The following is an 11,943-nucleotide window of genomic DNA, read 5'->3' on the forward strand; positions in this document are numbered from 1 at the left end:
TCGCTCGACCGTGGTGATTTGGCGCGCTCTGGAGCTGCGTGGCAAATATTGAAAGCGTGGAACTTCGACGATGATGGCGGGTTCGGAGGAAACGAAAGAAACGTTCCGGAGGACGTATGGTCCGAACGCCTCGATCAACGCAACGCAGCTTAGACGGTGTAACGGAGCACGGCCCGTTCCCTTGGCTATTGGCCGTTTTTGTGCTCGGGATGCTGTTTGCGGTCGGCTACAGCATCGATAACGACAAGAGTTTGTCGGAACGAAACGGCGTCGTAACGCAAACGGATGCCGATAACGACGTGATTCCGAGTTTGGCGCCGACACAAGATTAGAAGAAGGCCGTCACTTCAGCAGGCTGACGTCGCTGCGTGATGCTCGCCGTGCGGGCGCGAAGATAAATGCGGACCGATTTTTCGAGCAGGCGATTGACGTCGGTATATGTATTGCCGACTGAGAGAATGCAGACAGCCAGTCGTTCTTTTTCTGAAGACGGCAAGCCAGCGAGATTGAGCTCTTTGGCGGCGCGTTGGAGGACGATCGTCATGCGATCGAGTGCGTCTGGCAGGTACGCGCGAGAAGAGTCCATCGGTTCACTCCCGAACTTTCTTCCCCCACACGCAACACCGTAGCACATGCTCACGTCAGATCGAAGACACTGAAGCCATCAGCTCTATACGCATTGCTGGAGAGCATATGCCGATTGGTCGGTGTTCATCGCAAGAATGCGTGCATTTCCGCAGTGTGAGAGAAAGTGCGTTTCAGAGATCATCACATTGTCGCGAGCGGCATCGGCGCGGCATTCGTTCAATTTGAAGCGAATGCGCGCGCAATGAGCTGATTGCTTTTGTCAGTCAACGCAAAGTGCGTGCGTTGTGTGCGCTCACTACGACTGACGATATTCAAAAGTCCAAGCTCGGGGCTCGATAGTGCCGTGACTTCGCGAAGGGTCAGAGCATGCTCGACGCCGAGCTTCAGTGAAAAGGCGCGACTGTCGTTGGCGATGCCGAAATGAATTGCAGCCAGCATCGCCGCGCCGATCGGTGAAAGATCGGGCGCGATAAAGCGGATGGCAGAGACGGCCTCGAGAAAATCGTCTTCGGTGAGTTCGCTTTCAGGCGCAGAGCTCATGCGGCCTGAGCTTGCTCGGACAGCCGGAAGGTCACGAGAACCGATTTTGACGTCGGTGTATCGCTGAGTTCACCCGCCGTTGAAATCGGTACGAGCACGTTCAATTCCGGATAGTACCCGGCGACGGAGCCGCGCGGCAGCTGATAGGGCACGACTCGGAAGCTTTCGGCGATGCGTTCGACGCCATCGTCGTGCAGGCCGATGATATCGACGCGATCACCGGCATTGGCGCCGATCTCGGCGAGGTCGTCCGGGTTGACGAATACGACGCGGCGCTCACCGTAGATGCCGCGATAGCGGTCATCGAGGCCGTACACCGTGGTGTTATACTGGTCGTGAGAGCGGAACGTCTGAAGCACGAACGTCCCGTGCTCGCCGAGCGCGCGCTGATGCTCGGTCTTTACGGGAAGCTCGCAGTCCGAGAACGTCGCCTTGCCCGAGTGCGTATTCCAGATGCGTTCGGCTGGGCCGTTCGGCAGGCGGAAGCCGCGTGGCTTGCGAACGCGCGTGTTGAAGTCGTGGAAGCCAGGAATGGTTCGCGCGATCAGATCGCGGATGCGATCGTAATGGTGGGCGAGGCCTTTCCAGTCGACGATCTCGGAGCCGACGGTCGCTTCGGCGATACCCGCAATGATGGCGATTTCAGACTTCAGCTCTGGCGAAGCCGGTTTGTTGATGCCGCCCGAGCCATGCACCATGCTCATCGAATCTTCGACCGTCACGATCTGCGCGACGCCATCGGAGTTGCGGTCGATCTCGGTGCGGCCGAGGCAAGGGAGCACATAGCTCACTTCGCCCGGCAGCAGATGGCCATGATTGAGCTTGGTTGCGATATTGACTGTCAGCTTCTGGTTCATCAGCGCTTTGGCGATCAACGGGCTGTCGGGCGTCGCGCGGGCGAAGTTGCCGCCGAGGCCGATGAACGCTTGCGCCGTGCCGTCGAGCATGGCGCCGATGGCGGCCAGAACGTTATGGCCGGGATTGCGGGGCATCGGCACGCGGAATTCTTTTTCCATCGCGTCAAGGAAAGCCTTCGACGGCTTTTCGTTGATGCCGACCGTGCGGTCGCCCTGCACATTAGAGTGGCCGCGCACAGGGCAAAGACCGGTGCCGGGGCGACCGACATTGCCGCGAAGGAACAGGAAATTTGCAATCTCGCGGATCGTCTGCACCGAGTGGCGGTGCTGGGTGACACCCATCGCCCATGTGCAGATCGTGCGATTGGATTCGATATAGATTTTCGCCAGGCCTTCGAGCTGCTCGCGCGACATGCCGGACTGATCTTCGATATGTTCCCACGTCGTCGCATCGACGGCGGCGCGATAGGCGTCGAAGCTGGTTGTGTGCTGCTTCAGAAATGCGCGATCGAGAAGCGAGGCGTGCCCGGCGGCGATTGCGGCGTCATCGGCTGCCAACACAGCTTTGGCGATACCGCGGATGGCGGCCATGTCGCCGCCGAGACGGACCTGATAATATTCATTGGCGATCGCAGTGCTGCCGCCGGTGATCATTTCGAGCTTGTCTTGCGGGTCGGCGAAGCGCTCAAGGCCTTTTTCGCGGACCGGATTGAAGACCGCGATCTTGGCGCCGCGTAGCGCGGCACGACGGAGATCACCCAGCATGCGCGGGTGATTGGTGCCGGGGTTTTGGCCGATCACGAAGATCGCGTCGGCCTTCTCGAAGTCTTCGAGCAGAACGGAGCCCTTGCCGATGCCGACGGCTTGCTCAAGCGCTACGCCACTCGCCTCATGGCACATGTTGGAGCAGTCGGGGAAATTGTTCGTGCCGTAGAGGCGAACGAAGAGCTGATAGATGTAGGCGGCTTCGTTGGATGCGCGGCCGGACGTGTAAAATTCGGCTCGATCCGGGCTGTCGAGGTTTCGCAGAATTTGACCGATTTCGGAGAAGGCTTCGTTCCAGGTAACTTGAACGTAGCGGTCGGTCGCGCGGTCGTAACGCATCGGGTTGGTCAGGCGGCCGGCGCGTTCGACTTCGTAGTCGGTCCAGGTGCGAAGCTCGGTGACGGTGTGGCTTTTGAAGAAGTCGGGATGGACGCGCTTGTCCGTCGATTCCCAGGCGACGGCCTTGACGCCGTTCTCGCAAAACTCAAACGATGAGCCGTGCTCAGGATCGCCCCAGGCGCAACCCGGGCAATCGAAACCGTCGGGCTGGTTGGCCTTCAGCATCGTGACGGCGCCGGACAGCGGCGCGCCGCTTGCGAGAAGTTTTTTCCCGCAGCTTTTCAGTGCGCCCCAGCCGCCAGCGGCTTTCGACTTCTTGCCAATGAATTCGGGTTTGCCCATCGCACCTTTTCCATCAATCGCCGCCCCGGCAATTCTTTTGCATCTGCGAAATGGGCTTTTTCTGCAACGCTTGGTGGCGGAATAACCGTTATGCGTAAACGGTATATCCAAAGCGTTTTCAGCATTTTAGCGCTCAGGGATTGGGCAGGAGTGTGCCTCAAAAAGGCGCTCTGTCGCAGCAAAATCACGGCGCAAGACGCCTCCCGGCGATCTGCGCCAGGTCAAAAATGGATTGCACCGCACAGCTTTGGGCTGTGCGGCTGCCACAACACAAATCGCTGGCCGGAGACTTCGCTTAGGGGAAGGCCTGATAGATCCAGGTTTCGCTCAGGGCTTCGCCGTCCTTCGCAAGATAGGCGCGGAGATCCGCAGGCTGGCCGTTCAGGTCACTAAGGTCGAACATCATGCGCCAGCGGTTGGTGCCGACAACCGGGAAGGCCTCGATGCCGCTCAGCGTGCCGTGGCTCGTCGTCACCACGGTTTTGGTGCCGCCATAGCGGGTCTCATCGTCAAGCGTCTTGCCTTCGACATCGATCATGAATTTCTTGGCATTTCGCTTGATATGGCGCAGGTCAAGGTCGCGGCCGCCGAGACCACCTATTCCGATCCGGGTCGCCACGATACGCGCGACATCACCGACCGGCGGGGAATCGATGCCCCAGAACAAGCGATAGCGCGAGTTGATGACCGAGCCGGCAACCACGGGCTCCGCCGGCGTCCAGAAGGCGACCATGTTGTCTTCGGTTTCGTTGGTCGTCGGCAGTTGCACGAGGTTGACGGAGCCTTTGCCCCAGCCCGACAGGGGTTCAACCCACATGCTCGGCCGCCGATCGTAGAACAAGCTGTCGTCCTGGTAGTTTTCGAAATTGCGGTCGCGCTGAATCAATCCGAAGCCCTTCGGATTTTCGTCGACGAAGCTGTTCGTCACGATGCGCGGCGGATTGGAGAGTGGGCGCCAGATGCGTTCGCCGCGGCCGGTCCACATCGACAGTCCATCGCAGTCGTGGACTTCAGGCCGCCAGTCGCCGCGTGTAAAACCGGAGTTTTCGCCATACCAGAACATGCCGGTGAGCGGTGCGATGCCGAGCATGTCAACAGGGGCGCGGAAATAGAGTTCGCACTCGATGTCCTGCAGCGCGCCGCCTTGGCCGCCTTCGATCCGTCGACTGTCCATGCGATAGGCACCCGTCACGCTCTGGCTTTCGAGCAGCGCATAGATCGTCATGCCGCTGCCGTTCTGTTCGAGCCAGAAGCTCGTGAAGCGGGGGAATTCCTCCGGTTTGCCGGTGTTGATGGCAAGTCCGCGCGCCGAGCCGCCGTATTGATCGTTTGGATCGGAGGAACGGAAGTAGGACGCGCCGAGATAGGCGAGCCAATCGCTGACGCCGCCGCGGCTCATCAGGCGGAACCCCGCGAAACCGGCGTTCTTCAGTTTGCGCAGCGGATGATCGGCCGGCATATCGAAATAGTCGGGACTATAGACAACTTCCCGCGCCGAGCCGTTTTCGAGCACGTAGATGCGAACGGGCTCGGCGTAGAAGCGGCCCTGCGGAAACAATCGCACGGTCTGGGCGCCCGGGACGCCATGCCAAAGCTCCATGTCAGGTTTGAACACGGCCTGAGCGAACGTATCGAACGTCATGTCGCGCAAGGGATCGGACTTGTCGGGCTGCGGCGGCGGAACGTACGGCGATTTCGAGAGCGTCTTCGCCTGCTGCTTCAGGGCATCGAAGGAAAACGGCTGCGGCGCGCCAAGATTGGCTGCACCGACAGGTGTGTCGCTTCTGGCCGAGGTCGTCCATCCCGCAACCGTGGTCGTGAGAGCGCCGGCTAAAACGTGTCGACGGTCGAGCGTGAAAGGCATGTTGTTCAGAGACCAGATGAGGGTTGGATGATTGGATGTTGCGAGGGCTTATATCGGCGGCCCGACGGTTATTTCAACTTTGTCGCAGGGCCAAGCCCTTCGTCGGCGGAAGGCAACTTTGGATGGCAGTTAGGTTTCAATCGTTGCCTTTCAAACGCACGCTGTGGTCAGAGACACGGAGTTAGTTTGGCAATATTGCGACTAGGCGGATCCAAGCCACGAACTTGGCGGTTCGTCGACTGACAAAATGGCAATAAGGTACGGGATCGGGCAAGATACTGACGGTGGTGAACGCTGCCCACCTCCTAGCTTTGTGCTTAAGGGCGGCCATGCGCTTACCTGTGCGCCGGATCTGTCTCCGGCAGGATGTTTTTGCACCGCCGAACGGCAGCGTGGTGGGGCCAACGGTTAATTTCCCGCCGTTTCCGGGCAGATCGGATCAGTGCGCGGTCCAAGTATGCGATTTTTACAGATGCGGTCATATTGAAGAACTTATTATACAATCGCTCACTATTCGGACGATATTCTTGTTTCGCGCCCCAGTTTTAGTTTCTTAAACTCTTTCGCTGCATTTTCTATTGGACGATATTCGAGCAGTTTTTCTCTATGCGCGTTCGCGCATTTAACGAGTGATAGCCGGCGGGCAATGACCGGGCAGGTAAGAGTTCCGGACCAAATGCATGTTGGAGAGCGGCTGCATGCTCTCCAGCAGGAAATTCTTGTAGGAATTGCGCTGGGCGATTCGCTTGAGAATGTCCTGACAACTTTCTGTATCGGCGTTGAGGCGCTAGCGCCGGGGGTCATCTGCTCGATCTCGGGCGTGGACGACGAGCGGCTGACGTTTGTCGCCGGTCCTTCCGTCCCCGATTTATATGCGCGCCAGATTGCCGGCATTCGAGTAGGGCCTAATGTTGGATCTTGCGGGACCGCCATTTATTTACGCCGCGCCGTTGAGGTTCGTGACATCGAGACGGATCCGCTGTGGGCGCCCTATAAATCGCTCGCTTTGCCCTTCGATCTGCGGGCATGCTGGTCGTGTCCGATCGAGGCTGCCGATGGACGCGTTCTTGGTGCCTTCGCTTTCTATTTTCGGGAAAAGCGCGGCGTCAATTTATTCGAACGTCAGATTGCGGGCGAATGCGTCAAGTTCTGCGCGATGGCCATCGAAAATTCCGAGGCGAGGAAGCGGCTCAATAATCTGGCGTTCTTCGATCCACTGACCGGACTTGGAAATCGCGTCACGCTCAAGAACAGGCTTGGCATTATTCTGCAGCGGGCGAGCGAGATGCGGCGCGCCGTCGCCGTGTATCATATCGATATCTCTGAATTCCGCGCAATTAACGATCTTCACGGCCGTGTCGTCGGCGACATGGCGCTGATCAAGGTCGCCCAGGTGCTGCGCTCTGTGGCATTGGATTGTGATCTCATCGTGCGGATGGGTGGAGATGAGTTCGTCGTCGTGAAAACCAAGGCGTCAGACGATTCCGATTCCAAGCAATTCGCCGAAGCCATCGTTTCGGGTCTGCGCGGACGCTATCGGGTCGAGCGCGGCGAAGAGTTCATGATCGATGTGCGCGCTGGCGTGGCTAGTTTTCCGCAGGACGGCGAAGATCAGGACGAATTGCTCGAACGCGCCGAGATGGCGTTGTTGCGCGCCAAACGGAGCGGTGCGCGCTTTGCATTGTTCGAGCCGCAGATGGAGTACGAGCGGCGGCAGCGTCGTTCGCTCGAACGCGATGTCGGCCTCGCCGTCGAGAGACAGGAGCTCTCGCTTGTCTTTCAGCCTCAGGTCGATGCGAAAACCGGATCAGTCAGAGCTTTCGAGGTTCTCCTGCGCTGGGTGCATCCGGATGCGGGTCTGATCTCGCCGGATCATTTCATTCCCGTTGCGGAGGCCAACGGGGCCATTCACGGGATGGGCGAGTTCGCCTTGCGGGAAGCCTGCCGGGAAGCTGCGCGATGGCGTGAAAAGTTTCGGGTCGCGGTGAATGTATCTGCTGCGCAAATCATGCGCAGCGATTTCGTGCAACTCGTGACCGATGTGCTGTCCGAGACGGGGCTGGAACCCTGTCGTCTCGAAATCGAGGTGACGGAAAGCCTCTTCATTCAGGATCTCGCGGCCGCTTCATCGATCTTGCGCCGCTTGAAGCGGTTGGGCGTCAGCGTTGCGATGGACGATTTCGGCACCGGGTATTCATCGCTCAGCACGCTGAGGGCATTTCCGTTCGACCGCATCAAGGTCGATCGCAGCTTCGTTAGAGACATGATCAACAATTCAGACGCGGCCGCGATCGTTAATTCGGTCATCGGGCTTGGGCGCTCGATGGGGCTGTGCGTAGTGGCCGAAGGCGTTGAATCGCAGGAACAGCTGGCGATGCTGCGCCTTATCGGTTGTGACGAAATTCAGGGCTACCTCTTCGGCAAGCCGCTTCCGGCTGAAAACTATGCCGATATCACGGGGCCGCAAGTCGTGTTCAACGACATTCACGACAAGCACTCGGCTACGCTCTAAGAGCTGAACGCCTATTCATCACTCCACGGATCGTTCTTCGTTCGGAGCCGCTCGATAATGACATCGGTATGCTCGCCGAGTGTCGGACTTGCGATTGTGGACAAGCACGCCTTTCCGTCGATCACGATGGGGCTGCGGACGGTGGGCACAGGGGGCGCGCCGGGCCGATGAAGATCTTGGCGTAGTCCACGCGCAACAACATGAGGGTCGGCAAAGACCTGGTCGAGCCGGTTGACCGGACCGGCCGGAACGCCGGCGGCTTCCAGAGCCGCAAGCAGGTCGCTTGCGGTCCGTTTTGCAATTTCAACGGCGATAAGCGGGATCAGTTCGGCACGGTTGGCGACGCGGCGGGCATTGGTCTTGAAGCGCTCGTCGGCAGCGAGGCTTTTCAGCCCAAGTAGATCGCAGACGCGCGCGAACTGGCCGTCGTTGCCGGCGGCGATGATGATCGGTCCATCGGCCGTTTCGAACACTTGATAAGGCACGATGTTGGGGTGCGCATTGCCGAGGCGGCGCGGCGGCGTTCCGGACGCCAGATAGTTCATGGCCTGGTTGGCCAGCACCGAGACCTGCGTATCGAGCAGCGCCATGTCGACATGTGCGCCTTCGCCTGTCGCATTGCGGCGGTTAAGGGCCGCAAGGATGCCGATGGTGCCGTAGATGCCGGTGAAGATGTCGGCAAATGCCACGCCGATCTTCTGAGGCTCGCCGTCCGGCGCGCCGGTCAGGTCCATGATGCCGCCCATGCCCTGGACGATGAAGTCATATCCTGCGCGCGGGGCATACGGCCCCGTCTGGCCGAAGCCGGTGATCGAGCAATAGATGACGCCGGGGTTGATGGCTTTGATCGCCGGATAGTCGAGATCGTATTTGGCAAGGCCGCCGACCTTGAAGTTCTCGATGATGACGTCGGCCTGTTTGGCGAGCGCGACCGCCGCTTCACGGCCTTCGGGGCTATCGTAGTCGAGCGCGATTGATCGCTTGCCGCGGTTCGTCGCGTGGAAGTAGGCCGCCGATCCGGGACCATCGTCATCGACGATGAAGGGCGGCCCCCAGGCTCGGGTATCGTCGCCACCGTCGGGCCGTTCGACCTTGATGACGGAGGCCCCGAGGTCGGCAAGCGTCTGTCCGGCCCAGGGGCCGGCGAGCACGCGGGCAAGTTCCAGCACGTGTAGGCCCGCGAGCGGTTTCGGACTTTCAGACGTCGTCATGCGAAGGCCTGCAGTCCGGTGATGGCGCGGCCGAGGATCAGGGCGTGAATGTCGTGCGTGCCTTCATACGTGTTGACCGTTTCGAGGTTCAGCATGTGACGCATGACCTGGAACTCTTCCGAAATGCCGTTGCCGCCGTGCATGTCGCGGGCCATGCGGGCGATGTCCAGGGCCTTGCCGCAGTTGTTGCGCTTGATCAGCGAGATCATTTCGGGCGCAAACTTGCCATCGTCGAGCAAGCGGCCGACGCGCAGCGCCGCCTGCAGGCCGAGCGTGATTTCGGTCTCCATGTCGGCGAGCTTCTTCTGGACGAGCTGCGTCGCCGCGAGCGGGCGGTTAAACTGCTTGCGGTCGAGCGTGTATTGCCGTGCCGCGTGGAAGCAGAACTCGGCGGCGCCAAGCACGCCCCAGGCGATGCCGTAGCGGGCACGGTTCAAGCAGCCGAACGGGCCGGCCAAGCCTTCCGCGTTCGGCAGCAGCGCCTCGTCGGCGACTTCGACGCCGTCCATGACGATCTCGCCGGTGATGGAGGTGCGCAGCGATAGCTTGCCGGCGATCTTCGGCGCGGACAGGCCTTTCATGCCTTTTTCGAGGACGAAGCCTTTGATCTTGTCGCCGTGCGCCTGAGATTTTGCCCAGACGACAAAGACGTCGGCGATCGGCGCGTTGGTGATCCACATCTTCGCGCCTGAGAGGCGGTAACCGCCGTCGATCTTCTCCGCGCGCGTGCGCATGCCGCCGGGATCGGAACCGGCGTCGGGTTCGGTCAGCCCGAAGCAGCCGATCCATTCGCCGCTGGCGAGTTTGGGCAGATATTTTGTGCGCTGCGCCTCGCTGCCATAGCCATAGATCGGATGCATGACGAGCGAGGACTGCACGCTCATCATCGAACGGTAGCCGGAATCAACGCGCTCGACCTCGCGCGCAATCAGTCCGTAGGAGACGTAGTTCGAATCTGAGCCGCCGTAGTCTGCGGGAAGCGTCGGGCCGAGCAGACCGAGCGCGCCCATCTCGTGGAAGATGCCGGGATCGGTCTTTTCCTCAGCGTAGGTTTCGATGACGTGTGGCTGCAGCTTATCTTGGGCGAACGCGCGGGCCGTGTCGCGGATCAGCTTCTCGTCTTCCGATAGCTGATCTTCCAAAAGAAGAGGGTCTTCCCAGTCGAATTTCAAACCGCTCGACACGTTGCGCTCCTGATCGGCACTCCTAATTCGGCGTCACCATAGGTGTCGTCGAAGCGATATGGAATATAGCCGATGAATTGGTTTTATTTGGTCTTGACGCGGATCAAGATATTTCGCCGTCCATTGCCGCCGACGCTTCGCAATGCCATATGGGCGGCACATCGCGCCATCCTTCAAGGTTTCATTCCATGTCCAAGCGCCCTCTCGTCGGTGTCATTTGCTGCCAGCGCAATCCGGATGATCCGTTTCAGGGCGTTGCCGAGCGGTATCTCAAGGTCGCGCCTTTTATGGAGGCGGATCTCGTGCTGGTGCCGTCGCTGCCGGACATCATGGATGCGACTTCGATCCTTAGTCGTCTGGACGGCGTCATGCTGACGGGAAGCCCGTCGAACGTCGCGCCGAAGCTCTATGGCAGCGCTGATGCAGGTGAAGGGCCGTTCGATCCCGGCCGCGATGCAATGTCGTTTCGGCTGATCGCGGAATCGGCTGAGCAGAACCGGCCGTTGCTCGGCATCTGCCGGGGCTTTCAGGAAGTCGCGGTTGCCTATGGCGCGACGCTCAGGCCGGACCTCGGTGCCGCCGGACGCGAGCAGGTTCATCATGCGGCGCCCGACGTGGCGTTTGCGGATATGTTCGCGTTTGAGCATCCTGTTGATCTAGCGCCAGAGGGCGTGCTGGAACGCGTGATGGGCGCGCCGTCGATCACCGTCAATTCGGTCCACTTTCAGGGCATCCGCGATCTCGGCAGCAAGCTCGCCGTCGAGGCGACGAGTCCCGACGGCGTCGTCGAGGGCATTCGGCCGAAGTCCGGCGAGCGAATCCTGGCGGTGCAATGGCATCCTGAATGGCGTGTCGCGGACAATGCCAACTCGCGCGAGCTTTTCGCGTGGTTCGGATTGCTGCTCAGAGGCGCGACGATGCAGGAAGCCGCCGAGCGCGTCGCCGAGATGGCGCGGCAGGCCGGCTGACGTTCCTCAATGAACTGAGGTGAGGGTCGCCTGCAGAGCGCCCTGGATGCCGGTCATCAGAATTTGCACGCCGATGCAGAGCAGCAGGAACGCTGAGAGCCGTGTCAGGATGCGGGCGCGGCCTGGGCCAAGCAGTGAGACAAGGCGGTCGGCGTAGGCATAGCAGGCGCCCACTGTCAGCGCGACGGCGATAGCTGCCCCGCAGGTGCCGGCGAAGAACGGCAGCAGCTCGGCGGCTTCGCGTGGCCGGTTGGCGCTCAACGCAATCGCAACCGAGATCGTGCCGGGTCCCGTGGTGAACGGCATGGTCAACGGAAAGAACGCAACGTCGCTGCCCCATGCGGCGGCCCTGTTGGTGCCGGACGCATGGTCCTGCTTGCGGTCTTCGGTCTCTTGCGGATTGTAGAGCATGCGCCAGCCGGAGACAGCGACGACGGTGCCACCCGCGACGCGTAGAGCATCGATGCCGACGCCGAAAAAGCTCATCAACGTTGCGCCGACGAGCAGCGAGACGAGCATGACGATGGCAGCATAGGTCGCGACACGCCACGCCAATGAGACACGTTCGGGATGCGGGCGACCGAGCGTGATCTGGCTGTAGATCAGCGCGCCGCCGAGCGGATTGACGATCGAGAACAAGGCGGGAAAGGCAACGAGAAAACTCGTGATGATGCCGCTGAGGTAAGCCATGGATTTCGCTTAAAGGACGCCCCGGGTAGATCGAAGGACGATCTTCTAGCCTTGATAGCGCTGACGCGATAGTGCGGCCGAAC

General features: G+C 60.4%; 9 protein-coding genes. 2 read left to right on the top strand and 7 right to left on the bottom strand.

Annotated features, from left to right (window positions below):
• Nucleotides 1–328: 328 nt before the first annotated feature.
• The 4 genes from RLW41_RS11870 to RLW41_RS11885 form a co-directional block, all read right to left on the bottom strand.
• The gene (locus tag RLW41_RS11870) at nt 329–586 is read right to left on the bottom strand and encodes a hypothetical protein (protein ID WP_414461556.1); all 258 of its coding nucleotides are present in this window, start codon (nt 584–586) and stop codon (nt 329–331) included.
• Between the two features lie 218 nt (nt 587–804).
• On the bottom strand, nt 805–1,128 hold the full coding sequence (locus RLW41_RS11875) for a hypothetical protein (RefSeq protein ID WP_414461557.1): 324 nt from the start codon (nt 1,126–1,128) through the stop codon (nt 805–807).
• Nucleotides 1,125–3,431: an FdhF/YdeP family oxidoreductase gene (locus tag RLW41_RS11880; protein ID WP_414461558.1), complete on the bottom strand. Its 2,307-nt coding sequence runs from the start codon at nt 3,429–3,431 to the stop codon at nt 1,125–1,127. Before RLW41_RS11880 ends, RLW41_RS11875 begins: the two co-directional genes overlap by 4 nt.
• 295 nt (nt 3,432–3,726) lie before the next feature.
• Complete coding sequence (locus tag RLW41_RS11885; protein WP_013945944.1) at nt 3,727–5,295, bottom strand: glucan biosynthesis protein; 1,569 nt, start codon at nt 5,293–5,295, stop codon at nt 3,727–3,729.
• A 676-nt stretch (nt 5,296–5,971) separates the two neighbouring features.
• On the opposite strand from RLW41_RS11885, the gene RLW41_RS11890 reads away from it, so the two are divergent.
• Nucleotides 5,972–7,807 carry a putative bifunctional diguanylate cyclase/phosphodiesterase gene (locus RLW41_RS11890; RefSeq protein ID WP_414461559.1) on the top strand — a complete coding sequence of 612 codons (1,836 nt, stop codon included), beginning with the start codon at nt 5,972–5,974 and terminating at the stop codon, nt 7,805–7,807.
• A gap of 11 nt (nt 7,808–7,818) precedes the next feature.
• Here RLW41_RS11890 and RLW41_RS11895 read toward each other — a convergent pair whose 3' ends face one another.
• Together RLW41_RS11895 and RLW41_RS11900 are read right to left on the bottom strand one after the other, a co-directional pair.
• The gene (locus RLW41_RS11895) at nt 7,819–9,018 is read right to left on the bottom strand and encodes a CaiB/BaiF CoA transferase family protein (protein WP_414461560.1); all 1,200 of its coding nucleotides are present in this window, start codon (nt 9,016–9,018) and stop codon (nt 7,819–7,821) included.
• On the bottom strand, nt 9,015–10,202 hold the full coding sequence (locus RLW41_RS11900; protein ID WP_409561937.1) for an acyl-CoA dehydrogenase: 1,188 nt from the start codon (nt 10,200–10,202) through the stop codon (nt 9,015–9,017). Before RLW41_RS11900 ends, RLW41_RS11895 begins: the two co-directional genes overlap by 4 nt.
• A 188-nt stretch (nt 10,203–10,390) precedes the next feature.
• On the opposite strand from RLW41_RS11900, the gene RLW41_RS11905 reads away from it, so the two are divergent.
• Nucleotides 10,391–11,170, top strand: a complete 780-nt coding sequence (locus RLW41_RS11905; RefSeq protein ID WP_414461561.1) for a gamma-glutamyl-gamma-aminobutyrate hydrolase family protein — start codon at nt 10,391–10,393, stop codon at nt 11,168–11,170.
• 6 nt (nt 11,171–11,176) lie between these two features.
• Here RLW41_RS11905 and RLW41_RS11910 read toward each other — a convergent pair whose 3' ends face one another.
• A complete protein-coding gene (locus RLW41_RS11910; protein ID WP_013945951.1) occupies nt 11,177–11,860 on the bottom strand; it encodes a MarC family protein in 684 nt (227 codons plus the stop codon).
• Nucleotides 11,861–11,943 lie beyond the last annotated feature (83 nt).

It is taken from the genome of Hyphomicrobium sp. DY-1, from assembly GCF_047497105.1.
Classification (GTDB): Bacteria; Pseudomonadota; Alphaproteobacteria; order Rhizobiales; family Hyphomicrobiaceae; genus Hyphomicrobium_B.

Bases quoted from the DNA above. Each gene is read 5' to 3' on its own strand.
- RLW41_RS11905 (WP_414461561.1), top strand. From the start codon at position 10,391: ATGTCCAAGCGCCCTCTCGTCGGTGTCATTTGCTGCCAGCGCAATCCG.
- RLW41_RS11875 (WP_414461557.1), bottom strand. From the start codon at position 1,128: ATGAGCTCTGCGCCTGAAAGCGAACTCACCGAAGACGATTTTCTCGAG.
- RLW41_RS11885 (WP_013945944.1), bottom strand. From the start codon at position 5,295: ATGCCTTTCACGCTCGACCGTCGACACGTTTTAGCCGGCGCTCTCACG.
- RLW41_RS11870 (WP_414461556.1), bottom strand. From the start codon at position 586: ATGGACTCTTCTCGCGCGTACCTGCCAGACGCACTCGATCGCATGACG.
- RLW41_RS11890 (WP_414461559.1), top strand. From the start codon at position 5,972: ATGCATGTTGGAGAGCGGCTGCATGCTCTCCAGCAGGAAATTCTTGTA.
- RLW41_RS11880 (WP_414461558.1), bottom strand. From the start codon at position 3,431: ATGGGCAAACCCGAATTCATTGGCAAGAAGTCGAAAGCCGCTGGCGGC.
- RLW41_RS11895 (WP_414461560.1), bottom strand. From the start codon at position 9,018: ATGACGACGTCTGAAAGTCCGAAACCGCTCGCGGGCCTACACGTGCTG.
- RLW41_RS11910 (WP_013945951.1), bottom strand. From the start codon at position 11,860: ATGGCTTACCTCAGCGGCATCATCACGAGTTTTCTCGTTGCCTTTCCC.